General features: G+C 45.5%; 20 protein-coding genes. 6 read left to right on the top strand and 14 right to left on the bottom strand.

What is annotated here, in order from left to right:
- The first annotated feature begins 4 nt into the window (after positions 1-4).
- Positions 5-1,387, top strand: coding sequence for an NAD(P)(+) transhydrogenase (Re/Si-specific) subunit beta (locus SPEA_RS03435; RefSeq protein WP_012153915.1), 1,383 nt, complete (start codon positions 5-7; stop codon positions 1,385-1,387).
- A gap of 443 nt (positions 1,388-1,830) precedes the next feature.
- Positions 1,831-3,231 carry a MipA/OmpV family protein gene (locus tag SPEA_RS03430; protein ID WP_012153914.1) on the top strand — a complete coding sequence of 467 codons (1,401 nt, stop codon included), beginning with the start codon at positions 1,831-1,833 and terminating at the stop codon, positions 3,229-3,231.
- Positions 3,232-3,452: 221 nt separating this feature from the next.
- Here the strand turns inward: SPEA_RS03430 and SPEA_RS03425 are convergent, their stop codons facing one another.
- The 3 genes from SPEA_RS03425 to hldE all read right to left on the bottom strand — a co-directional run bounded on the left by SPEA_RS03425 (position 3,453) and on the right by hldE (position 6,483).
- On the bottom strand, positions 3,453-3,926 hold the full coding sequence (locus SPEA_RS03425; RefSeq protein WP_012153913.1) for a TetR family transcriptional regulator: 474 nt from the start codon (positions 3,924-3,926) through the stop codon (positions 3,453-3,455).
- 165 nt (positions 3,927-4,091) lie between these two features.
- Complete coding sequence (locus tag SPEA_RS03420) at positions 4,092-4,961, bottom strand: hypothetical protein (RefSeq protein ID WP_223296563.1); 870 nt, start codon at positions 4,959-4,961, stop codon at positions 4,092-4,094.
- A 91-nt stretch (positions 4,962-5,052) separates the two neighbouring features.
- Positions 5,053-6,483, bottom strand: a complete 1,431-nt coding sequence (gene hldE, locus SPEA_RS03415; protein WP_041410824.1) for a bifunctional D-glycero-beta-D-manno-heptose-7-phosphate kinase/D-glycero-beta-D-manno-heptose 1-phosphate adenylyltransferase HldE — start codon at positions 6,481-6,483, stop codon at positions 5,053-5,055.
- Positions 6,484-6,583: 100 nt separating this feature from the next.
- On the opposite strand from hldE, the gene SPEA_RS03410 reads away from it, so the two are divergent.
- Entirely contained in the window at positions 6,584-7,510 is a 927-nt protein-coding gene (locus SPEA_RS03410; protein ID WP_012153910.1) for an LpxL/LpxP family Kdo(2)-lipid IV(A) lauroyl/palmitoleoyl acyltransferase, read from the top strand.
- Positions 7,511-8,248: 738 nt separating this feature from the next.
- Here SPEA_RS03410 and SPEA_RS03405 read toward each other — a convergent pair.
- From SPEA_RS03405 to SPEA_RS03390, 4 genes are all read right to left on the bottom strand, one after another.
- Positions 8,249-9,001 (bottom strand): hypothetical protein, encoded by a 753-nt coding sequence (locus SPEA_RS03405; RefSeq protein ID WP_012153909.1) that lies wholly within the window; start codon positions 8,999-9,001, stop codon positions 8,249-8,251.
- A gap of 150 nt (positions 9,002-9,151) precedes the next feature.
- Positions 9,152-9,667: a hypothetical protein gene (locus SPEA_RS03400; RefSeq protein ID WP_012153908.1), complete on the bottom strand. Its 516-nt coding sequence runs from the start codon at positions 9,665-9,667 to the stop codon at positions 9,152-9,154.
- A gap of 706 nt (positions 9,668-10,373) precedes the next feature.
- Entirely contained in the window at positions 10,374-12,530 is a 2,157-nt protein-coding gene (locus SPEA_RS03395) for a S46 family peptidase (protein ID WP_012153907.1), read from the bottom strand.
- A gap of 278 nt (positions 12,531-12,808) precedes the next feature.
- Positions 12,809-14,008: an amino acid permease gene (locus SPEA_RS03390; RefSeq protein WP_012153906.1), complete on the bottom strand. Its 1,200-nt coding sequence runs from the start codon at positions 14,006-14,008 to the stop codon at positions 12,809-12,811.
- 680 nt (positions 14,009-14,688) lie between these two features.
- Between SPEA_RS03390 and SPEA_RS03380 the strand changes: the two genes are divergently transcribed.
- Positions 14,689-15,243, top strand: coding sequence for a TMEM165/GDT1 family protein (locus tag SPEA_RS03380; RefSeq protein WP_012153905.1), 555 nt, complete (start codon positions 14,689-14,691; stop codon positions 15,241-15,243).
- 266 nt (positions 15,244-15,509) lie between these two features.
- On the opposite strand, the gene katB is transcribed toward SPEA_RS03380, so the two are convergent.
- The 7 genes from katB to SPEA_RS03345 all read right to left on the bottom strand — a co-directional run bounded on the left by katB (position 15,510) and on the right by SPEA_RS03345 (position 23,024).
- Positions 15,510-16,973, bottom strand: coding sequence for a catalase KatB (gene katB / locus SPEA_RS03375; RefSeq protein ID WP_012153904.1), 1,464 nt, complete (start codon positions 16,971-16,973; stop codon positions 15,510-15,512).
- 464 nt (positions 16,974-17,437) lie between these two features.
- On the bottom strand, positions 17,438-17,692 hold the full coding sequence (locus SPEA_RS03370; RefSeq protein WP_012153903.1) for a YgjV family protein: 255 nt from the start codon (positions 17,690-17,692) through the stop codon (positions 17,438-17,440).
- A 280-nt stretch (positions 17,693-17,972) separates the two neighbouring features.
- Complete coding sequence (locus tag SPEA_RS03365; RefSeq protein ID WP_012153902.1) at positions 17,973-18,410, bottom strand: PaaI family thioesterase; 438 nt, start codon at positions 18,408-18,410, stop codon at positions 17,973-17,975.
- 370 nt (positions 18,411-18,780) lie between these two features.
- Positions 18,781-19,494: a purine-nucleoside phosphorylase gene (gene deoD, locus SPEA_RS03360; RefSeq protein ID WP_223296599.1), complete on the bottom strand. Its 714-nt coding sequence runs from the start codon at positions 19,492-19,494 to the stop codon at positions 18,781-18,783.
- Positions 19,495-19,584: 90 nt separating this feature from the next.
- Positions 19,585-20,811: a NupC/NupG family nucleoside CNT transporter gene (locus SPEA_RS03355; protein WP_012153900.1), complete on the bottom strand. Its 1,227-nt coding sequence runs from the start codon at positions 20,809-20,811 to the stop codon at positions 19,585-19,587.
- 676 nt (positions 20,812-21,487) lie between these two features.
- Positions 21,488-22,162 carry a helix-turn-helix transcriptional regulator gene (locus SPEA_RS03350; RefSeq protein ID WP_012153899.1) on the bottom strand — a complete coding sequence of 225 codons (675 nt, stop codon included), beginning with the start codon at positions 22,160-22,162 and terminating at the stop codon, positions 21,488-21,490.
- A 247-nt stretch (positions 22,163-22,409) separates the two neighbouring features.
- Positions 22,410-23,024, bottom strand: coding sequence for a DUF2238 domain-containing protein (locus SPEA_RS03345; RefSeq protein WP_012153898.1), 615 nt, complete (start codon positions 23,022-23,024; stop codon positions 22,410-22,412).
- 256 nt (positions 23,025-23,280) lie between these two features.
- On the opposite strand from SPEA_RS03345, the gene serA reads away from it, so the two are divergent.
- Positions 23,281-24,510: a phosphoglycerate dehydrogenase gene (serA, locus tag SPEA_RS03340; RefSeq protein WP_012153897.1), complete on the top strand. Its 1,230-nt coding sequence runs from the start codon at positions 23,281-23,283 to the stop codon at positions 24,508-24,510.
- 460 nt (positions 24,511-24,970) lie between these two features.
- Positions 24,971-25,942 carry a tRNA-modifying protein YgfZ gene (gene ygfZ / locus SPEA_RS03335; protein ID WP_012153896.1) on the top strand — a complete coding sequence of 324 codons (972 nt, stop codon included), beginning with the start codon at positions 24,971-24,973 and terminating at the stop codon, positions 25,940-25,942.
- Positions 25,943-26,033: the final 91 nt, after the last annotated feature.

Below are 26,033 nucleotides of genomic sequence, written 5' to 3'. Positions count from 1 at the left end.
CACTATGAGTACGACGATTATTTACCTCGCCTACTTGGTGGCTGCGAGCTTATTTATTCTAGGTATTAAAGGGCTGACTAAGCCGCGTACTGCCGTTCGAGGCAACCAGCTTTCCGCGCTAGGTATGTTCATCGCAGTAGTTGTGACCTTGTTTGACCAAAGTATTCTCAGCTATGAGTGGATTATTGCAGGTGTGCTGCTTGGTGGCGCCATTGGTGCAGTGATGGCAACTAAGATCCAAGTCACCTCTATGCCGCAAATGGTCGCCATGCTAAACGGCTTCGGTGGCGGCGCTTCACTATTTATCGCACTGGCTAACTTTATCGACCCGCAATCGGCGACTCATACCGTTGCATTGGTTTCGATTACAGCCACTGTGATTATTGGTGCCGTGACCCTGTCTGGTTCGTTTATCGCTTTCGCTAAACTGCAAGAGCTGATCTCGGGTAACCCAATTAAGGTGCCGGGTAACAAGTTACTTAATGCGCTACTGCTTATCTCAGCAATCGGCCTTGCTATCGCCATCGTGATGGATCCTAGCAATATCAATCTGATCTACGCCTTAGTGGCAGTATCTCTAGTGCTAGGCTTACTACTAGTAGTACCAATCGGCGGTGCCGATATGCCAGTGGTAATTGCCCTGCTTAACTCGTATTCGGGTATTGCGGCGGCCACAACTGGTTTCATCACAGGTAACACGGTACTGATTGTGTCGGGTTCACTCGTTGGTGCATCGGGTATTATCCTGACGCAAATCATGTGTAAAGCGATGAACCGTTCACTGTTTAACGTGCTATTTGGCGTGATGGCTGAAGGCGGCGAAACAATTGATGCTGATGAAGTTTATGCTGGTAAGGTGACCTCATCGTCACCTGAAGAAGTGGCCATGCTACTTGAGACTGCCGAGCGTGTAGTGATTGTTCCAGGTTATGGTTTAGCCATGGCGCAGGCGCAGCATGCAGTACGTGAACTGGCATCAGTGATGGAAGCTCGTGGCACACAGGTACTCTATGCGATTCACCCTGTTGCCGGTCGTATGCCTGGCCACATGAACGTGTTATTAGCCGAGGCGGAAGTCCCATACGAGCAGTTGATTGAGATGGATGAGATCAACCCACAGTTTGAGCAGACTGACGTAGCTATCGTTATTGGTGCCAATGACGTGACCAACCCAATGGCTCGTGAAGACAAAGGTAGCCCAATCTACGGCATGCCAATTCTTAACGTCGATAAAGCAAAAACCGTGGTTGTGGTTAAGCGTTCATTGAGCCCAGGCTTTGCGGGTTTACCTAACCCACTGTTCGCTATGGATAACGCATTGATGTTATTTGGCGACGGTAAAAAAGCGATTGTTGAGCTAACCCAGAGCTTAAAAGAGGCCGATTAAGGCTAAAGCTTAAATACTAAAAACAGAAAAGGCCGCGAATGCGGCCTTTTGTTTTTCTTCCCCCAAGTAATACCAATCAGTATAAAGATTTGGTCGCTCAGCGAGAGTTTAGCGGTTCTGAGACAAGGCAGCGAGTGAAGAGCATAGTTATTCTACGTTCAAGCTCGTTAACACAGTATCAGAGCCGCTAAAACTCGCCATTCTGGAGCGTTTTTGGCTGCCTACTTCTGCGTTGAACAACTTTACAAGGGAGCAACCATTCTTTCAGTTATTCGCCTTGAATTAGTTTGCCAAAAAACGTTCTGAGTAGATCAACTTCTTATACTGATTGGTATAATAATCGCTATTAAGCTCTATTTAACCAAGTCTTGTTAAAATTATGTAATTCATGGTTAAAAACCAGTACTCTTGATCTCAGTATCCCGCGCTAAAAGAAAAACAATATGACTCTAAAATTGCTTTCGACACTGTCTCTTAGCCTTGCCTTGCTCGCTCCATTTTCAGCTCTGCAAGCTGCAGACAGCAATGAGCCAGAAACCAAGATGCCACCACCTCCCGTGCAGCTAGGCGAGGAGTCCAGCCAAGAGCAGAATGAGCAAGCAGATGTCCAATGGAGTGATAATTGGGGCATAGGCATTGGTATGCGCCGCGGCGATATCCCCTACGCCACAGAAGAGGATGAAGTCTATGACACTCTGCCACTGATCTATTTTGAGAATGACTATTTCTATATCAATGGCATGGAAGCGGCGGGTCATATCTGGAAAAACGATAATCATCAGATAAACCTATACACCCGCTTTCGTTTTGTCGATATCCCCAAGGAGTTACAGAACGAGTCCCAATCTCAAGCCTTCGATTTTGGTCTGCAGTACCGCTTCGTTAAAGATGAATGGGACTTTGACTTAGCCTTTCTATCTGACTCAAACAAACGCAGTTATGGTTACAGTCGCACCCAATACAATTGGGAGTCTGGTGACTGGAAAGTTAAACCTTACGCCGAGTTTCAATGGAAGAGTGCCGACTTTAATGACTATTACTATGGTTTAGAGCAGTATGAAGTCGGTGGCGGCGTTGGCTTTAATGCAGGCGTCAAGGCGCGCTACCATGTGTACAGTAACTTGTATCTGCTGGGGCAGTTCGGTGTGGGTCGCCTCGAAGATGATGTCTACGACTTGCCAACCATCAACAACCGTTTTCAGTATGAGTCGTTCCTCGGCTTCGGCTTCTTCCCCGAGCCTAATAGCAAGAAGTATTCGGCGCAGCCTGCCCCCACTAAACGCAAAGAAGGCAGCGAATATCTGCGTATTGCCCACGGCTGGGCAACGCCGTCGAACCTAAATGCCATCCTAAAGTGGCAGACCAAGACTGACCCTTACAATAACCAGATGACATCAGCATTTTACGGTACTCAGCTTACCGATAGTTTATTCAATTTTCCTATCGATCTGTACCTGACTCCGGGTCTGGTTTGGCACCATAGTTCAGAGGTGCAAGATAATCTTGCCGAGGCGGTGATTGCGGTTAAGGCCTTCTATACCTTCGAGCTTGGGCCGCGCTTTAGACTCGGTGTGGCTGAAGGTCTTTCTTATGTCAGTAACGTCACTCATATCGAAGGTAGCGAGCTTGCCGATAAGGACTACAAGCCCTCTAAACTGCTTAACTACTTAGATTTCTCTCTCGACGTTAACGTAGGCGATGTCTTTAACTCGGCCAAATTTGATAACATGTGGTTTGGTTATAGCATTCATCACAGATCGGGGATCTTCGAGTCTAGCTCCGCCTTTGGCCGTATTAGCGGCGGCAGTAACTATCAAACGGTTTACCTGCAATGGCACTTCTAATATGTCATTGGCTAACTAGCCGCTAGTGCCATAGCCAAGCAGTAAAAGCCTGTTATTTAGCGTTAGATAACAGGCTTTTTTAACGACTCTCGGCTGGCTGATTACATAGGAGTAGAACGCTCAGCCCCACTAAGGCATTGACTAATAAACGCCCCTGCTCACCGAGCTCACTCAGCGCCTTTTCACTCGCTAAAGTAATTACCGCTGAATAACAGGCTTTTTTAACGACTCTCGGCTGGCTGATTACATAGGAGTAGAGCGCTCTGCCCCACTAAGGCATTGACTAATAAACGCCCCTGCTCACCGAGCTCACTCAGTGCCTTTTCACTCGCTAAGGTGATGGCTTTGTAGCGGTTAACATTAACCTGCTGGGATCCACAAATGGAAAAATACAGCCGGATGATGGCGATAAAGTATGGCTGTTTTAAGGAGGCCTTCCAAGAGTTTTGCAGTGACTGAATGCAGGAGAAATCGAGACGGTCGATAAACAGGTTGCCGATACGACTGTCTAGCTGTTTAAGAAAATCGACTTTATAGGGGAAATGGTGGCTGATCCCTGTACGGCTAATGCCTGTTGCTTGGGAGAGTGTCGAGTAAGACATGGCTTCATAGCCTATGTCTAAGATCTGCTTCATCGCCTCATCGAGGATCTGCTGCACTGTCTGCTCGGTTTGGATTTTAGAACGCTTGGCCATAACACTACTTCACTAGAATCGACATGGGATTACTCTAGCAAAAGCATTTCATCAATTCCTAAATCAATAAGTTTTGTTCAGCTCTCATTCAGTAAATCATCGGCTCAACTCTGCCACCGATATCAGTCTGCGATTCAATACAACAAACCTAGAAAAACACGGATATTAATAATGACTTCTTTCCCTCTCAACAATCTCACTAGTCATCTGCTGTGAGTTAAGCCAGTCTTGAGCCGCATCCAGCCCCATCAACTCAACCAAGGTCGGCTTAAGATAGCGCCCCAGCGCAGGCTTACGCCAATACATATAGCCCGGCAAAGGCTGCACCGTTCCTGCGCCGAACGTGCGTTGTATCAAGCTGGAAAACTCATCCAGTGTATCGCTATCATGCAAGCGCAGCTTTGGCGAAATATCCCGCCAGAACAGATCAAAGCTGGCAAACTGACTTAACTGCTCGACAGAGTAGAGTTCAAACGCCTGAGCCAATACAGGTACCGACCAATGAGACATAAACTCACTGTCCGCCATCATCGCCAAGTTGCGTCTATGGTATTGCTGCCAGGCTAAATCTAAGCTTTGAGTCTGCTTGGTAATGCGCCAGTGTAGATACAAATCCGCCAGCCACTCATGCTGATATGCACTGTCGATAGTTTGCCCCTGACGGCTTAAGGCATCGATGGCATGCAGGTGACCGAGTTCATGCCAATAGGTTAGCTGTGGCTGCTGTTTAAGCGGCAAAGTAAAGTGGCCTACGCCCCAGTTAATGGTCTGCTGATTGGGTAACTGTTCAAAGTCTGTTATCACCAAACCAGCAATATCGCCATGGTGTAAAGGCAACACCATAGCGCCGCGCTGACCAAGTAGAGACTCTAATTGGTTAATTCGATGCGGAAGTTGATTTCGAGCAGAAGGAGGAAGCTGCGCAGCGCAAGCTTCAAGCTGATATCGCTCGCAAACAAGGGCTTGTTTAGGGCCGATATCGGTCCATAAAAAGCCACTTGTCATGCCTAATGCAGTCATGCCTGCCGCTGACATATGTGTTGCCAAAATAGCAGTAGCGGCAGTCGCTGCGAGCGAGCTTATCATTGTGCTTTATAGTCAATCACTAGCGACTAATCATCAATGGCTACTGGTTAGCCATGATGTTTTGGATAATGGCCGTGGTTGAGATGCCATCTTCAAAGCCTAAGACTTTAACCTGACCACCAGCTGCCATTACCTCACTGCCACCAGCGATATCTTCCACCTTATAATCGCCACCTTTCACCAACAAATCTGGCAGTAGGCGCGAGATGATGCGCTGCGGCGTATCCTCGCTAAACGGTACCACCCAATCGACAGATGCAAGCGCTGCCAATACCGTCATACGTCTATCTTCGCTGTTAACCGGGCGACCTTCACCTTTCAGGCGCTTAACCGAAGCGTCTGTATTAACCGCCACAATTAACCGATCGCCTAAAGCGCGAGCCTGCTGCAGGTAACTCACATGCCCAGCATGCAAGATATCAAAGCAGCCATTGGTCATCACCACACGTTCACCCCGTAGCTTTGCCTGCTCAAGGGCATAAGCCAATTGATCTTCACTGACCGCGCCAAAACCTGACTCACCATGGCTTAGAGATAGCGCTTCAATCAGCTCAAGACGTGTCACTGTCGATGTGCCAAGCTTAGCCACCACAATGCCCGCAGCCGTATTGGCAATCGCACAAGCCTGTGGCAAGTCGCTACCAGCAGCGATTGCCGTAGCCAGCGCAGAAATAACCGTGTCACCGGCGCCAGTAACATCGTAGACTTCGCGAGCAACGGTAGGAATGTGCAGCTCAGGTTGATCTTTAGTGATTAGCGTCATGCCCTTTTCAGAGCGAGTCACTAGCATGGCGGTTAGATCGAAGGCTTGTAACAGACCTTGCGCCTTAGCCACTAAATCGGCTTCGGATTCCACTTTACCGACCACGACCTCAAACTCACTCATATTTGGCGTTAGCAGGTACGCGCCGCGATACTTTGAAAAATCGCTCCCCTTAGGATCCACCAGCACTTTAACGCCTTTAGCGTTAGCCGCTTCAATAAAGCTTTGTGGTGAAATCAAGGCGCCCTTGGCATAGTCAGACAACACCGCCACATCGACCTTATCTAGCTCAGATAAACTTTGTGCTAACAGCGCATCGCTCTCTGCTTGAGAGTAGCTCTCTTCAAAGTCGAGTCTTAATAACTGTTGATTGCGAGACATGACGCGTAACTTAGTGATGGTTGGCTTATCGGCCACCTTGTGCCAGTTAGGCTCAACACCTAAGGCACGCACCCCCACAGTTAATGCATCGGCGGTTTCATCTACACCAACGATGCCAGCAAGGCTTGCGCTGCCACCTAAGGTCGCGATATTGATCGCCACGTTCGCTGCGCCGCCGGGTCTGTCTTCAAGTTGCTCAACTTTAACAACGGGTACAGGCGCTTCAGGTGAGATCCGCGCTGTAGGCCCTGCCCAATAGCGATCTAACATCACGTCACCGACAACGAGAACCTTGGCTTTTTCAAATGCTGGCAGAGAAATCTTCATAACGCCTATATCTATCACAAAATTTAATCCTGATTGTACCTAATTTTAATCACTTTTGAGTTAGAATAATGAGTAATTTTTCAATGGATCCGAGAATTACGTGGTAGAAAAAGCTCAATTTTCATCTCACCTTTATCATCCCAAGTACTGGCTCTTATGGTTAGGCGTGGCTTTTATGCGGTTAACTCAACTGTTACCACTGCCAGTCCAAATGAAGATAGGCGCCGCGATTGGCCGTTTAGGCATGAAGCTAGTAGGCAAACGAGTTAAGACCGCCAAACGTAATCTAGAGCTGTGTTTTCCGAAAATGTCTGAAAATGAGATGCAGCATCTGCTCACGCAAAACTTCGAGCAAACCGGTAAAGCCATCTTCGACACGGCCAACGCCTGGTGGTGGTCTGATGAAAAAATCCAGCAGCACATGAGCATTAAAGGCAAAGAGTATGTTGAACAGACTCTAGAGAGTGGCCAAGGTGTGATTTTGTTTGCGGTGCACTGCCTGCCCCTTGAGATGGGAGCCCGAATTTTCGGACAGTTCCAACCCGGTGTTGGAGTGTATCGCCCCCACAATAACCCCGTGATGGAGTACCTACAGGTTAAAGGTCGCCTGCGTTCCAACAAGGCCTTAGTGCCAAAACGCGATCTACGCCAGATGGTACGCAGTCTGCGCGAGCCTAATGTGATCTGGTACACCGCCGACCAAGATTTTGGCCGCTCAAGCGCCACCTTCATCCCTTTCTTCAATGTTGCCGAAGCCGCGACTATCACCGGTGCCACCACCCTCGCCAAGTTAGGCAAAGCCAAAGTGTTACCTTTCTTCGTCGAACGTAATAGTGATGACACCGGCTACAATATTGAGATCCAACCGGCTTTGGATAATTTCCCTGGCGAGAATGAAATTGAAGATGCCAAGCGCGGAAATAAGATCATTGAATCTATTATTAGCCGCAATATGTCGCAGTATATGTGGTTACATAGACGGTTTAAGACACGTCCGAATAAAGGCGATGCTTCGTTGTATAAATAGGTTCTAGGTTCTAGGTTCTAGGTTCTAGGTTCTAGGTTCTAGGTTCTAGGTTCTAGGTTCTAGGTTCTAGCATAGCTAAAGATATCAGGCTGCGCCTGACTAGGGTCGTGAGCTTCCAGCTCACACACGGCCAAGAAGGGGTCTACAGCAACCCCCTCTTGGATCTCCCCTGCCGCCCCGACGAAGTTGTTGATCCTCAGGTATTTTCGAAAATCGCTATCGCCTCAGAATCGCCGTCCATGGCTCTACTAAGGCTAGCTCGTCATCCATGACTCGCTCACGCGATTTGCTTCAATACCTTCGGCAACTCCGATGGGGAAAAGGTGTTTTCTGTAAGTTAAGTCAGCTCATCTAGCTTTGCGATTATGGCTAAAGATTAAAGAAGCTTTAAACTCACTTTTGGACAAAAGCGAGCTAGAGATTTGGATCTAGCTCGTGAGATTTTGATTAGGAAAAGTATGGTAATTCGATGTGCGGTAACGCCTAATTCAGATGAGCGGTAGGCGTCACTTAGATTTACTTCTTTTAGCTCGTTTGCGCCGTAGCTTAATATTTTTGTTTTTTAGTTTTGAAATTAATATTGCTATAGCCCGAAGCAAAGAAGCTATAGCTAAAAGTAAGTCAATCCAGTCATTCATTTTATATACCTCGTTTTTAAAAGCTTGAGATAACTTTAAATGAAAGGTACCAACGTGTGTGGGAGGGGAAATCCCTTTGATTTGTTCAGTAAAATCCCCCCTATACAGGTTTTATGAAAGATGCTCCTATTTTCTGTTCTTCTGGTGTATGACGCTCTTTGTCATATATCTTTGATAGAATTGATTTTGCTTCGGTTGGATAAAACACCTCCAAAAATCTAAGTAAAGGCGTTTTCTTGTGGCTATCTGTCAGTGGTTTCGTTGGCTTTATATTTGCGTGCCAGACAAGGCTATTACATACGCTGACAATAAATTGCTCAGCTTTACTATCGCTCCTTTTTGCGAAATTTACCCTGTCTATCTGTTTATCGATAAGATTCTTAACCTCGGATAGTTTTTCTATAGCAGACTCTAGCTCCTCTTTATCAAATTTTGACCACGAGGTGGGCAGAAGCCCGTTAACAACTGCGGAAAGATCCGCAAAAGCATTGTCAGATAACCCCCGTGCTTTTCTTACTTGATATTGGTGCTGCTTATGAATTTCAGCAGTCTGTTGTGGTGTGTCTGAAAAGAACTGTGATCCATGAAACGTTCTTAGTGCATCACTTATCACTAGAAATACACCCTCCAGCTCTCCATCATAGCGGCCAAAATCTCTAGTTTTAAGGTTTATTCTAACGCGAAACCTTTTTCCCATTGCTTCATAAGAACGGTCGATAAGACTTAATGTCTCATCTGTACCAAACTCAAATACGTCGCGTTTCTGGTAATGTGCCCTGATTCTATCTAGTGATTCTCTTTCTTCAACTGTTAAAGATAAGAAACATTCGTCAGTAAGATCACCTTGATTCATAGATAGTCCATAAAGAAAAAATCGTGATTATGATGCATAGACCTAAACTAGCGTGAACTCTCGCGTCGCTATTTACTATATAAAGGTATCAATCGGGCTTGTTCAACACTCAGGATAAGGACGCGACTGCGCGCGGCCTATCCTTATTCGTTAGGCATTGGATCCAATTGGCATATTATATACCTCATCGAACCCTTGTTCTGCTTGCTCTCTCATCGTCTTACTACTATCAGTCATTGGGTGTTGAACTACAGCCCATTTATAATCTGAGTAAGGTTTTTCGTTAAGGTTAATGCCATTGTCATCATTCAACTTCATACAAACCGTATAGTTTGTACCGTCTGATTTATTGGTATATTTCGAATTATACAAATGACTTTCAACTCGTTTTCTGATTCTGCGTCCATGCCCTCGATAAATTACTTTTAACTCGCCAATTTCCAGATTGCATGGGTTAGAATCTTTTATATAATCAGTAAGAATCAGATATAAACCACTTCCATATCTTACAGATAAGAGGCTGTCATGTGACTCAATTGGTGTTAATTTAATTCCAGATTTATTGAGTGTTTCATAAGAAAACTGCTGAAAAAAAGTAACAAAATGCTGTTTAAAGTTATCTTTTAAGACCGCCTCTTTTTTAATTAACTCTTTAATATTGTACATAACTAAACACTACTCATATATATCTAACATTTATATAGTGCGCGTATATTTGGCAAAACTCGCATGCGCATTTAATAAACCTATTATTTAAGCCTTACCAAACTAAAGCTATTGATTTATAAGCACTCTAGCAGAGTAGTGCTGGATAAACGAGTACAAAAAAGTAAACGTTAGCATGGATATGAATGCCTTATCAAAAGTGGTCTGTAAGTGTCACTTATCTGCGCTGCTTATCACCTGTAACTAACTTTGGGGCAAAACTAAACCACAAAACTCACAGATAACACCAGTTCCCCATCGAAGTTGCCGAAATGTGTTGGAATAAATCGCGTGATGCCGACAGGGATGTCGGCGTAACTTTCGCGGGGCAGGATGCCCCATCGGAAGCGTTAGCGATTTATCCATAAGCATGAGGCCCGTATCTAATGCATGTAACTTCGTCGGGGCGGCTGGGGAGATGCAAGAGGGGGTAGCTGTTGACCCCTTCTTGCCCGTGTGTGAGCTGGAAGCTCACGACTTATTATCAAACGAAGTTTGATTGAATTAATTGTTAGACGCAGTCTAACTTAATGACTTTGGTCAGGCGCAGCCTGATAACCTGCCAATATGGCAAAACCAAACAAACCACCAAAGATCAAAAAAGCCGAAACACTTTCATGTTTCGGCTTTTGCATCCAAAAGACCTATCCAACCTTGGTCCAAAAGGTTAATGCACAATTTCCATTTCTTCTAGAAGGTTATCGGCATTATCTAGATACTTCATAACCCAAAGCATATAACGGCTATCCACCTGGATAGAACGGTTAGTCTCGGTATCGTAACCCCAGTCACCGATGATACTCTCGTACACACCGTCAAACAGCAGACCCACAAGTTCGGCGCGGCCATTCAAGGTTGGTGAACCTGAATTACCACCTGTGGTATCAAGCGTCGATAGGAAGTTAACTGGCACAGAATCTAGCGACTTCACATAGTAATCACCGTACTGCTTATTAGCGATAAGCTCTAGCTGCTTAGCTGGTGCATCGAATGGCTCTACACCTGTGTCTTTCGCCAAGATGCCTTCTAGACGCGTAAACGGCTCAGCGTATAGACCATCTTCAGGCGAGTAACCTTTCACATGACCCACTGTCACACGTAGGCTTGAGTTGGCGTCGGCGTAAACAGGCTTACCTTGCTCGCGGTTGTAAGCGATGATGGCGTCCATATACACAGGACGAACCTTCATTAAGTCACCAGCAAGTTGCTTTTTAGCATTCTCACGCTTCATACGCTCGTCATAAGTTGCGACTGCATACTGGATGAATGGGTCTTTTGACTTTTTGAACTCGGCAACTGACTTGTCCATCCAAGCTAAACGCGCCTCTTTATCTGAAAGCGTCGTATTGGCATACATCTTATCAAGGGTCTTGCTGAGTTTAGCCGCATCGAAGTTGTTAGTGATGCCAAAGGCTTTATCAAACGCGGGTAAGCGCTGCTCTTTTGGTAGCGCTGCGTAACGAGTCATAAGATCTAACAGCATGGCTTTATCAACACTCGCAGCATAACGGCGCTCAATACGCTCCATGCCTGAAGTAAAGCGGGTCATATCACGATCTTGGAAACCAGGCTCTCGCTCCATATCTGGCAGGGCTTTTTCATTGGCTAAACGATATAAACGGTTAGCAGTGCTCATCATGGTGCTGTAACCCATGTAGCCTAGCAGCAGATCGCGCTCTTGATCTTGCTGGCCTTTTGCAATTAGCTTATTTAACTTAGCTAGAGTCTCACCGTATTTAGCTTGACGCTTACTATCGGCATTAATCCAGTTCGCTAACTTCTGCTCTAGAGCCTTACGGTCATCAAGCATGGTCGATTTGCCATAGAACTCGATCATAGAGGTGAAGTTCTTAGCATAGTTAGCAAGACCTGCAATTGAGCTTTCATACTTGATGCGCTCATCGCTGCCTTCTGGTGCGGTCTCTTTAATGATCTCGATTAAGCGCTCACGTAAGATCTTGCCTTCAGGATACGACCACTCAAATTGGTTTTCCACTTCGTTGGCGGTGCGGTAACGGTTGGTGCGACCCGGATAACCGGCGACCATCACGAAATCACCTTCACTGACCCCTTTTGCCGATACCTTCAGGAAGCTCTTTGGCTCGAATGGCACATTGTCTTTGCTGAAATCTGCTGGCTTACCATCTTTCGATACATAGGCGCGATAGAAAGAGTAGTCACCGGTGTGACGTGGCCACATCCAGTTATCGACATCGCCGCCGTACTTACCTACGCTAGCTGCTGGGTTATATACCAAGCGTACGTCGCGAATTTCTAGCTGCTTAACGAGGTAATACTCAAGACCTCCGTGGAAGCTGTATACCTTACAGCGATAGCCATCTTCTTGCTCACACTCCGCCACTAGGCCTTTTTCTTTCTGCTCAACGCCCTTATAAAACTCGTTACCTTTCTTGTTTTCAAGGCCATTTTTAACCTTGGCGGTCACGTCAACAACGCTTTCAGTTACATATACCCGCGAGCCTGGGGTTGCTGGCAATTCTTCAGCAAATGACTTAGCAAGGAAGCCGTCATTCAGTAGGTTTTTTTCGGGAGTTGAGTTGTACTGGATAGAGCCGTAGGCGCAGTGATGATTAGTCACGACTAGGCCTTTTGGAGATACGAACGATGCTGTACAGCCACCAAGGCTGATCACGGCGTTCATTGGGAATTCGGTCAGTTTCGAAATCGAGTTAACATCAATTTCTAACCCTTTTGCCTTAAGTTCATCTGCCATGGCAGGAAGTTGATAAGGCTGCCACATACCTTCGTCTGCTAGAGCGCCAAAAGAGGTCGCCATAGCCGCTGTCAAAAGCCATTTCTTCATTTTATAAGTCCATTTCTTTATTTATTAAAAGTATTATTTTTAATTTTTTTGTTGATTGCTTGTTCTTCACCACAGCGTAAAGCTCGGTTTTTACATCTCTCTTATTTGAAAATATTTAGGCCCAAAAATAAAAAAGTCGAGCCTAATATTTTCATATTAGTGCTCGACTTTATCACATGAGACGCGGGTAACAACAGCCTATGAATTACTCTCTTACAAAGCAGTGACCCGCAGCCATTGGCGTTACTTTCTCGCTATCTATTCGATTAGAGTGCCTATTATAGTGCCACCCATAGCTGAGCCAAGATAATGGCAACACCAGCTAGACCAGCTAAGCCTAGTGCAGCATTACCACCACTGACCTGATAGCCACCTAAGTTTTGCTTACGTAGTCCCAGCGCCATCGCAATCGGCAGAAAGATAATAATCACCACCAACGGAATCGCAGCAAAACCAAGCACCTTAATAAAACCATCTGGGTAGTAAAGTGCGCACAATAGTGGTGGCACAAAGGTCAGTAACCAAGTTTGTGCACGGCCAGCCCAGCTCTCTTTGGCGCGAGTCAACTCAGCGATATAATCGAACAGGCTCATGGTCACGCCAAGGAACGAGGTTACTAGCGCAAGATTGGCGAATAACTCAATAAAGTGCTTCAAAATTGAAGACTCTGCAACGCCTTGCAGCGCTGTCACTAGCAGTGGCAGTGAACCATCAAACTCATGAACCGTTTTGCCACCTAGAGTGCCTAAGGTCACGACAAGCCAGAGGATATAACAGACTAGCGGAATGGTAGAGCCGATAATCAATACCTTACGCAGTGACATGGCATCGCCATCTAGGTAACGCACGATAGTGGCGATACACACGTGGAAACCGAACGAAGTAAACACAATTGGGATAGCCGCAAGCCACAGATTAGTCAGATCGCGCCCCTCAACTAACCCCTCGGTGGTGTTGCTCATCATCATGCCCATGTCGACCTCAGGCATCAAATATGCAACCACGACAACCAGTAGGCCAATCATAGTAGTAAACAGCACCCGTGAGACTTTATCGATCCAGCCGACGCCCACAGCAATGAACCCACCAAAAACTAGCGCAAATAGCAGTACCGCTAACTGGCTGTCCATATCCATGCCTAGCAGTTTCATCTTAGATTCAAGCAGTGAAGAACCGCCCATCAGATAGACCATGGTGAGCGCGAATAGCAGGCTTAAAAACGAGCCGCCCTGAAGAATTTGTCCAACCCTACCTAAAGTTTTGCCCGTGATGCTATGCAGGTTTAGGCCCACACCGACACCTAGATTAATCTCAAGCATTAATAGGGAGGTATAGATAGAGACTCCCCAGATAGAGAGCAGTAAAAGCAGTGCAGGGATTGTACCTAATGAAGCTGTAGCAAGCGGCAATGCCAACATGCCACCACCAATTGCCGTTCCGGCGACAATGGCTACTGAGCCAAGTATTTTTGTGTTCACAAAATGGTCCTGTTAAATTTTATTTTTTATTTAGATAGGTCAGATTTAGAACGACTTTGAGGGAGAGAATTGTGCAAGCTAACAATATCATTAACAGCCCCCAATCGAATCTGGTCAAAATCAACCTTAGCGATTCCAATTGGCCCCAACGGCAAGTTAAATAATACGTGTATTCACCTTATCAACTTAGCCACTGAGGCTGGATAAATCGTGGAAAATACAGAGTGAATTGCTTCATTACGACTCTTTCTCTAAAAAATGACTGACACGACATTAACAGCAGTATTCCCCGTGGGCAAGCCTTCTAAACGACATAAAATCAACTCGGCACGATATCGCAACATCCCCGCAAAACTTAAGCAGCAGTTACTTTACTTTCCGCTTAATTTGCCAAAAAAATCACAGCCGTCCCTAGTTAGCGTTGAAAAAAACAACGCAGTCGCTATAATGCGCATCCGCTTCAGGGGAGTAGCTATCGGTAGACAGATTCAAGAATACTCTTGAGTACTTAAACTTTCTACTGAGTATGTATCAACATAATTGGCCTCATGCCATGGTACATACAGCAACTTGACACAACAGCTGTTGAGTTCGCCCAGCAAGACCTGAGCACCGCACCTCTCTATTTGGGGAAGAGGTTCTGTGCTTAGAATTTGCTATCCCCATTAAAGGATCCACACTTGGAAGCTCTACTTGCCTCGACGTTTACCGTCGCTATTGCCGAAATTGGCGATAAAACTCAACTACTGGCGCTTATCTTAGCCGCCCGTTTTAAAAATAAGACTGCCATCATACTCGGCATATTCCTATCGACCTTAGTTAACCATTTTGCTGCCGCCTGGCTTGGGCAATGGGCTATCTCTTGGATCAGCCCAGAAATGGGACGCTATCTAGTAGCCGCCTCTTTCTTTGCTATCGCATTGTGGGTGCTTATTCCTGATAAAGTCGATGCCGAAGAGAGCCGTTTCTATGCCATGGGGCCATTCTTAGCCACATTTATTCTATTCTTCATTGCCGAGATGGGCGACAAGACTCAGATAGCCACAGTGGTGCTATCGGCTAAATATGATGCTCTGGCCATGGTGGTGATGGGCACCACCTTAGGCATGTTGATTGCAAACGTCCCTGTAGTCATAGCCGGACACTTTAGCGCCGAAAAGCTGCCGATGAATTGGATCCATCGCGGCTGCGCCGTCTTGTTTGCCCTACTGGGTGTAGCGACCTTGGTTTTTTAAAGAAGGGACTAGATTTAAAGGAAGGTTCTAGGTTCTAGGTTCTAGGTTCTAGGTTCTAGGTTCTAGGTTCTAGGTTCTAGGTTCTAGGTTCTAGGTTCTAGGTTCTAGGTTCTAGGTTCTAGGTTCTAGGTTCTAGGTTCTAGGTTCTAGGTTCTAGGTTCTAGGTTCTAGGTTCTAGGTTCTAGCATAAATAGTGCACAAAAAAGGCAAAACAGTATTAGCTGTTTTGCCTTTCATTTATGCTTATTCAGTCCCTAGGAACTTTCTTAGCCTTTTAACGCTTGTTTTACTCGCTGACCGTAATCGCTATCGGCAGCGGTGAAGTGCTCAACCATCTTAGCTTGTGTCGCTTCACTCACCACACTCAGGCTACCGACGATATTAGCAATCAATCTTGCCTTCTCATCTTCTGGTAATAGGCGATATAAGTCTCCCGCTTGGCTAAAGTCATCTTGGTCATAACGGCTGTAGCGATCTGCTTCACCATCTAAACGCAGTGGTGGCTCGGCAAACTGTGCTTGGTCTTGCAGGCCATTATTGCTGTTTGGACCATAGTTGCTGCTCGCATCAGCGCCTGTTTGGCTGCCTGAGAATGGGCATTGTGTTCCCGCCATTGCGCCGCCACGCTGATGATGGTTAGCCGTTGTTGCATGTGGGCAGTTAACCGGTAGCTGATTGTAGTTAGCACCAATACGGTAACGCTGAGCATCGGCGTAGGCAAACAAGCGTGCTTGTAGCATCTTGTCTGGCGACGCGCCAACACCTGGTACTAAGTTACTTGGCGCTAACGCTACTTGCTCAACTTCTGCAAAGTAGTTTTGCGGCATACGGTTTAGCTCAAGCTCGCCAATTTCAATCAGTGGGTAATCGGCATGTGGCCACACTTTAGTTAAATCAAACGGGTTGATCTTATAAGTGTTTGCTTCAGCTTCAGGCATGATCTGCACTTTGACAGCCCACTTAGGGAAGTTGCCATCATTAATAGCCGCAACCATGTCACGCTGTGATGAATCAGGATCGATACCTTTAAGGATATCAGCCTGTTCAGCCGTTAAGTTAGCTATGCCCTGCTTTGTCTTAAAGTGGAACTTAACCCAGAAACGCTCACCTTTTGCATTCCAGAATGAGAAAGTATGCGAACCAAAACCATGCATCTGACGATAGTTTGCCGGAATACCGCGATCTGACATCAATACCGTCACCTGATGCATAGCCTCTGGGTTGAGTGCCCAGAAGTCCCACATCGCATGAGGATCTTTAAGATTGGTCTGTGGATTACGCTTCTGAGTATGAATAAAGTCTGGGAACTTGATGCCATCACGCAGGAAGAAAGTCGGCGTGTTGTTACCTACGATATCGTGATTACCACGCTCGGTATAAAAACGTAGACCGAAACCGCGTGGGTCACGTTCGGCATCGGCCGAGCCCATCTCACCACCCACGGTAGAGAAACGCACAAAGGTTTCAGTCTCTTTACCTACACCGTTAAAGTGATCGGCAATGGTGTAGTCACTCATGTCACGAGTCAGGGTAAACTTACCGTAAACACCTGTACCTTTAGCATGTACGATACGCTCTGGAATACGCTCACGGTTAAAGTGAGCTAACTTCTCGATAAGGTGCCAATCTTGAAGTAAAAGAGGTCCACGCTCACCTGCTGACAGTGAGTTTTGGTCATCGCTAATTGGTGCGCCATTTTGTGCGGTAAGAACTCGGTTTTGCTGACTCATACATTACTCCTCAATCTTGGCGTGATTCTAGCCAAGTTTCGATTAAATCAAATAGGGTAGCCATGGTTTATCCTCTATCTGCGATACGCTATGGCAACGCGGTAACTAACCGCTTGTCGATGAGATAAGAATAGACCCTGAAGCGAAAACAATAAAACGATTAAAGGCGATAACTCTAAACGCAATTACAGATTAAAAGATTGCGAGCGAATCTAGAGAAATAAACTTCAATTCAATTAGAGGCTTGGAGAGTAATGTTGATTTAATTTGGTATTATTGATGCGTATCAATAAATAAAATGTTCAGACTTAATCGCTACCAGGTAATCACCTTGTAAGTTATACGCACTAACTAAGTATACGAATAGTAATGGAATATACTGTTTTTTTTAAAAGTGAGCTATTTAACGCTATGTAGAACGGCCAAAAAGGAGGTAATCGAAGATTCCTCCTTAGCAACAAGCTTTACAATTCTGTCTTTTCGCTCATTTTTGCTTCAGCCTTATAAAGCTTAACCAAATAATAGGCATCAATCAGTACGATAAAAAAGTTAACCAGAGCCACTGGGATCGCGTCGATTGCCAGTCCGTAAGCCACGAATAATGCGGCGCCAACTAGGTTCCACCAACGTAATTTTTTGATGTTAGACATCATCAAGGATATTGCGACGACGACTGACGCTAGGTATCCGACCCACTCCCATATTGTTGCGTTATCCATCCGCACTCCTAATTATCGATACTCGGCCTAAGCAACGCCTAGACTGATAAAAGTTATGGGGTAAGTATGAGCAAAAGTTAGCCAATAAAACAGGCCTTAGCTAAATAAAGTTGCTCCGACTTGAGCGCTCTTAATCCCTGAAATTGACCACAGTATTAACGCTTAACCACTGTAGCCGTCAGGGGAAGGATAAATCAAATACAGCAGCCACAACCGCTTGGTGCACACTATCAAAACAGTTAAACACTAATGTTTAACTGTTTAACTCTAACGCTTAGCTCTAACGCTTGACTATGGCTGCCGTCATGCGAGAAATACAACACAGCTCGCCAGCGCTGTTATGAATAAGCACCTCCCAAACTGAACTACGCTTGCCCAGGTGTACCGCTTTAGCTGTGGCGGTAAGAGTGCCATTACGTGAGGCTTTCAAGTGATTGGCGTTGATCTCTTGGCCAACACAGTAATAGTTTTCAAAATCGACCGCGAAATTCGCCGCGTAACTTGCTACGGTTTCTGCCAGTGCAACATTGGCGCCGCCGTGAACTATGCCTAGGGGATTATGTACTGCAGGGGTCGCCGGCATGGTCGCCTTCATATAATCATCACCAATCTCGGTAATAGTTATCCCAAGCGTCTGCATCAAGGTGCCTTTACCATGCATACCCGCATCCATTTTCGCACACACTTCAAGAGTTACTGGCTTAAACCAAATCGACATATTTAACTTCCACTAATATTATTGTTGACTGTGAATGACTGTTACTGATTACAGCTACAGATCCTTGATATTGGCCACAGTCTACTTTGTCAGACAAGATCTTGAAACAGGTATGGGCTGAGCATGGCTCAACTGGTCCTACATTAGTGATTACTTTTATATCAATAGATATTCATACGCTATGGAGCTAGCGCTTGAGGAAAGGTAAAGCAGAGTTGGCCCGCGAGAATACTTAAATTTTTTTTGTCGATTACGCTAAAGAGGCGTCCAACTTAGTGTGCATAATCGCGGGCCAGAGGGTAAAGAGATAAGCTGTTCGAATTTCTTGCTAAATAGTCGCGCAGCCTATCTTATCAAGCTTAACCCTTTATTAAAGAAGGTCTTCAACGGCATCTAACGTGAGCTTAATCATGTCATTAAGCGTTTGCTGACGCTCTTCAGCCGTTAGGTGTAAACCTTGGCGTAGGTGATCGGTTACCGTCATCATAGCCAATGCGTTAGCACCAAACTCAGTTGCTACGCCATAAAGGCCAGCCGCTTCCATCTCGACGCCTAAAATTCCGTACTTCTCCATCAAGTCGTAACGGCTCTCGTCAGCACAGTAGAACAAGTCTGAAGAGTACAAGTTACCTACGTGGTAGCTAGCACCTAACTTCTCAGCAGAGTCTGCAGCACGCTTAAGTAAGTTAAAGTCAGCAATCATGGCAAAGTCAGTGTTGGCAAAGCGAGTTCTGTTAACGGCAGAATCTGTGCTCGCGCCCATCGCCATTACAACATCCATCAACTTAATCTTGTCGCTTACCGCGCCACATGAGCCGATACGGATAATGTTTTCAACACCGTACTCAGTGATTAGCTCTTTGGCGTAAATAGAGATAGATGGAATACCCATGCCAGATCCCATAACAGAGATCTTCTTGCCCTTGTATTCGCCGGTGTAACCCAACATGTTGCGCACGTCAGTCACAAGCACAGCGTTTTCTAAAAAGTTGTCGGCAATATATTTCGCTCGTAGCGGATCGCCAGGCATTAGGACAGTTTTAGCAAACGCGCCGTTTTCGGCATTGATATGTGGAGTCATGATACTTCCTTAAAAAGTTGAGTACTTGTTTGCGCTAGTAAACAAGTACTCTTATAAAAAATACTACGATTTCAAACTAAGCTTATGGGAAAATTAACCCGCTAAGCTATAAAGTAAGCCTGCAATGGTACCGCTCATTAAGTTAGCTAGAGCAGCAGCTATTAACGCCTTCATACCTAGTGCACTTAAGTCGTGACGACGTTCAGGGCAAAGCGCCGCTAAACCACCAATCACCATGGCTAATGAGCCGATGTTAGCGAAGCCACACAGGGCAAAACTGATGATAATTTGGGTCTTTTCTGATAGCTGGTCGGATACTTTTAAGAAGTCTATATAGGCTACAAATTCATTGATCACCATCTTCTGGCCGATAAATGAAGCAGCCTGAGTCGCTTCGCTCCAAGGTACACCCATCACCCAAGCAAGTGGTGCCAAGATATAACCTAAGATAGCCTGCATCGTCAGGTCTTCAATACCAAACCAGCCGCCGATGCCGCCAAGCATACCGTTAACCATGGCGATAAGAGCCACGAATGCTAATAGCAACGCAGACACTGACAATACTTGCTGCATTCCCATAGCTGCGCCGCTGGCTGCTGCGTCGAGTACGTTTGCTGGTTTGTCTGCCACATCGTCCATCACTTTCTTGATGTCGTTTTGTGGCGTTTCAGTTTCTGGCCACATCAACTTAGCAAATAGCAGGCCCGCAGGCGCCGTCATAAAGGCGGCGGTTAGCACGTATTTAACGTCAACCCCCATCTGGATGTAACCAATCATGGTGCCACCCGCAACTGATGCCAAACCACCAGTCATTACTGCGAATAGCTCAGAGCGAGTCATGTGCTTAACAAAGGGACGTACCATTGAAGGGGCTTCAATTGGGCCAACAAAGATATTGGCTGTCGCAGATAGCGATTCTGCACGGCTTGAACCCAGTAGCTTAGATAAGCCGCCACCAATCAGGCCAATAACCAACTGCATGATGCCAAGGTAATAAAGTACGGCGATTAATGCGCTGATGAAGACCACCACAAATAGCACGTTAATCACAAAGATAAAGCCAACACCAAACTTCGCGAGGTCACCAAACAAGAAAGCTAAGCCTTCGTTAGCGTAACCAATAACGTGCATCACGCCATTTGATGCGCCATCAAGCACCGCCTGCCCCATAGGCACATACATAACAAATGCACCAAAGGCGACTTGAAATGCTAACGCACCGAGTACGGTTCTAGGATTAATTGCTTTTCTATTTTCTGATAGTGCAACCGCTAAGCCCATAAGACAAAGCATGCCGAACAAACTGATGAAAACTTCCATACATTTATTACCGTTAAAGTCTTGATATGAGCGCAGTGTATACAGACGCAATTTTGTCGCAAGGGATTTGGCTGTTTTTGGCGAAGATAAACAAAGTTTTTATCGCCTTGAGTCGTCATAGGTGGTGAGATCAGGTGGGAGCAATAATATATCAATATAAGCAAAACATGATTAAAACACCAAGCCAACAAGAGCGCCACCTTTGCGCACCCTGCGCAACATAAGAGGCAAAATTAGTACCGCTTTAAAATGGTGAGGTAGATGCTCTCGATGGCCAAAATCAGATCGAATGATTACAAAACTGAAAGTTTATAACTTTAATAATGAATGCTATTTGAGTAATTCATCACCAAAGACTCATTTATAGCTAAAACAGCTATAAATCACGCTACATTTAAACGGTTAATAATTAAACCGAGATTAAAAATGCTGAGTTCTGTAAAAAATTGGCGTAATGATAAGGGAAGATAACTAGCGATTGGGCAAGATAGAACACTCAAATCTGCATATTCAAATACGATTTACTGCAGCTAAAACTCCAAGTAGGCATGATTAGCTGACTCACACACTTCAAAGCTATATTCAGAGCTATCGTAAAAGCTATGCCTATTAGCTATACAAAAAAGCTATGGCCAACATTGCTTTAAAGTGGTGAATAAATGGCTATATATGCTGGTTAGTGACTTAATTCATATAAATTAAGTTGGCTTTCAAATGACTGTGCCCAGCGCAATAGTTCTACACGGTTTCTGGCTTGGGTTTTTCTGAATATAGAGGAAATATGCGCCTTTACCGTATGCTCACTAATACACAGCTTATCGGCTATCTCTTTGTTACGTGCGCCACTGGACACCAATTGAATGATGGTTTTCTCACGATTGGTTAGTCCCTCGAGTGATTCGGAGGCCTCACTTGTTAAAGATTCAGAAATGCCCATCTTATTGACAAGTTGGCGCAATACTTTGCTCATTAATGGTCTGTCGAACCATAGCTCATCGCTAAGCATCTTACGTAATCCCGTTAGTAGCAGATCCATACGCTCGTTATTAAACAGTAGACCACGGATCCCCTGAAGCAGCGCGGCTTCTGCAGATAGACCTTCACGTTCGACTTGATAAAGCGCCACAGGAACATGCTTAACTAATTGACTCGCCACCAGCGGAATACCATTAATATCCAGTGCTGCACCTTGCTGAGAGACAAGATAAAAGCAGTTACTGTGACTATTGGGGTCAAGCTGTTCTACGTTAGAGATAACCTGCGTTTTCAGTCCAATTGACTCCGCAAGAATAGCTAAGTGGCAAGGAGATGCCACCTGATGAAGAAAGATAACCTCATCAATTTTACTCATCACTTTTCTCCCTGAAAAGTTTTGCCTATACACTAAGTAGAACAAGCTCAGAGGTTAATTCAGAGATGAATCTGAGAAAACATCAGAGCTTGTGGTCTAAGTAGCTATACCATCCGGCATAAATTACTGTTTATTATTTTTCGTACTTTTGTTCGTGCTAGGAGATACTTGTTGTGTCTCGTTTACTCTGAAAAATGGCGCATATCGACCTAGACTAAGGTCGTTATTCCTATGGTCAGCAAGCTTATCATAGCTTGGCGAGATTAAGCTTTTCCCTCAGTGCCTTATCATGCAAACGACTGAGGAGAAGGACTGCCGAAATCGCCCCAACTAACGCCATAGCCATATCCGATTGCGTGTCCCACACATAGCCTTGGGTGCCTAAAAATGCCTCTGCATCTTCGCCTGTAAGCTCCGCAACCCACCATTCAATGAGTTCGTAAAAAGCAGAGAATGCTAAAGCAAAACAGATAGCTAAGAAGTTACACCAAGCGCCGACTTTAACCACACTCAAGCGAATAAACACCTCGCGCGCCAAAATAGTCGGAATAAAGCCTTGGGCAAAGTGCCCGACCTTGTCGTAGTTGTTACGCTCGCCTCCGGTCCAATCGCTAATCCAATCGAACAGCGGTACTTCGGCATAGGTGTAATGCCCGCCCACCATCAAGATAATGCAGTGAATCAAGATCAAACCATAAGCTAAACTGGTCAGAGTGAAGCTATTACGGGTGTAGATTAAAATAGGCAGGGCAATTAACGCCGGTGCCACCTCTAAAAACCAGGTAAATTGATCTTTAGGATTTATCCCTGACCAGATCAAGACAGCGAAGAATATCACTAGCCAAGCAGCTCTTTTATTCAAAATATCTCCCCCATATAAGATATTGTTCTAAATTCAGAATAAACACTTTAGCCATCTAGCCCTCCACAGCCTCAAAAAAAAGTGCTACTTTGTTACCTCTGTTACGCTTTCGAAGTAAATTTCAGTTGTAGAAGCTTTGCAGTCCTTAGTACATTGACAGTCTATACCCAAACCACTCCTACAACGTAGAGTTTAGTCGTCTCTGCGGTGGCATTAAGTATACATAATACAAATAAACTAAAAGGGTACATAAATCATGGCGAAACACTCGCTGGACAAGGATAGAATTAAGATCCTGCTGTTGGAAGGCGTCCACCAATCTGCGGTAGATGTGTTTGAACGTGCGGGTTACACCAACATTGAATATCACAAAGCATCACTAGCAGAAGATGAATTACACGCTGCTGTAAAAGATGCACACTTCATTGGTATCCGCTCCCGTACCCAATTGACTGAAGAAGTATTATCCCAAGCCGACAAACTCGTTGGTATTGGTTGTTTCTGTATCGGCACCAACCAAGTCAGTCTCGCAGCGGCTGAAAAACTGGGGATCCCAGTATTCAACGCACCATTCTCAAATACGCGCAGCGTAGCTGAGCTGGTATTGGGCGAAATCATCATGTTACTGCGCGGGATCCCGCAGCGTAATGCTTTGGCTCATCGCGGCGGCTGGCTAAAGAGCGCTTCAGGTAGCTTTGAAGCTCGCGGTAAAACATTAGGTGTTATCGGCTACGGCCATATTGGTACCCAGCTTGGTATTCTTGCTGAAACACTTGGTATGCGCGTTGTGTTCTTCGATATTGAAGATAAGCTACCGCTAGGTAACGCCCAGCAAGTACACTCACTACAGCAACTGCTATCGATTGCCGATGTAGTCAGTTTGCACGTACCAGAAACAGCACAGACAAAAGAGATGATAGGTCACGAAGAACTGGCCAGCATGCGTAAAGGCAGCATTCTGATCAATGCCTCTCGCGGTACTGTGGTCGATATCGACGCTCTAGCCGCCTCATTAAAAGAGGAACATCTGGCGGGCGCGGCAATTGACGTATTCCCTGTTGAGCCAAAGTCGAATGATGACGAATTCCTTAGCCCACTCCGCGGCCTAGATAACGTGCTACTGACCCCACATGTTGGCGGCAGCACGGCGGAAGCACAGGAAAATATCGGTATCGAAGTTGCGGGTAAGCTAGCTAAATACTCAGACAATGGTTCAACTATGACGGCGGTTAACTTCCCTGAAGTGTCGCTCGCTCAACACTCTGGTACGTCGCGCTTACTGCATATTCATCGTAACCGTCCGGGTATTCTTATCCAGATTAACTCGGCATTTGCAGAAAAAGGCATCAACATTGCTGCTCAGTATCTACAGACCACCGCTGAAATTGGTTACGTAGTAATGGAAGTCGATTCTGATAAGGCTGATGAAGCGCTTGTCGAGATGCAAGCGATTGAAGGCACGATTAGAACTCGCCTGCTTCACTGATATTTTAGTGATGCAAAGCCGATATAATCAGCCATAAAATAAGGCCGTATAATTCACTTTATACGGCCTTTATTTTTTATCTCTTATACCAATCAGTATAAGAAGTTGATCTACTCAGAGCGTTTTTTGGCAAACTAATTCAAGGTGAATAACTGAAAGAATGGTTGTTCCCTTGTGAAGTTGTTCAACGTAGAAGTAGGCAGCCAAAAACGCTCCAGAATGGCGAGTTTTAGCGGCTCTGATACTGCGACTCTTAATAAACAAAGAGGGAGCTTAAACCTAGTTTAACTATGCTCTTCACTCGTTGCCTTGTCTCAGTGCCGCTAAACTCTCGCTGAGCGACCAAATCTTTATACTGATTGGTATTGGTGGGCAGCAATAGTTTGAACTGCTGCGCTTGCGCAGTATCAATTTAGCGGTACAATCATTACCCTCTTTGATTTAACTCTTGGATCCTCTTATGACGCTGTCAACTTCTCAGCCATCTTGGCCTCTTAATGGACAACAGCCTGAGCTGCTTTTTTCACAATTATCTCACTTAGGTTTAATCTCTGTCACTGGCGAGCAGGGTCGCAGCTTTATTCACGGCCAAGTCACCACAGATATCAGCTCACTAGAAAATGACCAATGGCGCTGGGGCGCGCACTGCGATCCTAAAGGTAAGATGCTAGCCAGCTTTAGAACCTTCGCTAAAGATGACACCCTTTTCATTATGATGCCAAAAGACACCTTGGCATTAGATTTACCACAACTGCAAAAGTATGCGGTATTTAGCAAAGCAGAATTAGCCGATATCAGTGATGCTTGGTTACTGCTTGGCGTTGCAGGCGAGCAAGCAAATGCTTGGCTAACGGCGCAGTTTGGTGAGCTGAGTGCAGAGCTAACATTAATCGATGGCGGCATAATCCTCCATGATGCGGGTCGTTATATTGTGGCTATCGACAAGACACATGCTGACGCATTTATCGCTAAAATCGAACAACCTATCTTTGATGCAAGTGCATGGCAAACACTGGAGATCCTAGCGGGTTACCCAAACCTAGGAGCCAGCCATCAAGGCCAGTTTGTACCGCAGATGTGTAACGTACAGGCTGTGAATGGTATCAGCTTCAATAAAGGCTGCTACATGGGGCAAGAGACAGTGGCTCGTATGAAGTACCGTGGTGGTAATAAGCGCGCACTGTATATTGTTAGCGGCAAAGTATCAGCGCCACTCACAGCCGACAGCCAACTCGAAATAGCGTTGGAAGACGGTGAAGGATTCCGCCGCGCAGGTACCATCATCGAGGCGGTTCAACGTGATGGCCAAGTGTTATTAACAGCCGTACTGGCTAACGATACTCAGCTTGATGCCAAGCTTAGAGTAGCCGGTGATGAAAGCTCAGAGCTAACACTGATTGCCTTGCCTTATTCTCTAGAAGATCAAGATTAAACCTGTTGCTGCTTTGGCTTAAAACAGAAAAGGCGCTTACCGCGCCTTTTTGTTTTCAGCTAGTTTCAGCTCAAATAATTCAGAGTTATCC

Origin of the sequence: Shewanella pealeana ATCC 700345 (assembly GCF_000018285.1) — a bacterium.
Lineage (GTDB): Bacteria > Pseudomonadota > Gammaproteobacteria > Enterobacterales > Shewanellaceae > Shewanella > Shewanella pealeana.
Note: the sequence above shows the minus strand (reverse complement) of the source record. Positions and strands in the feature narration are given on the sequence as shown.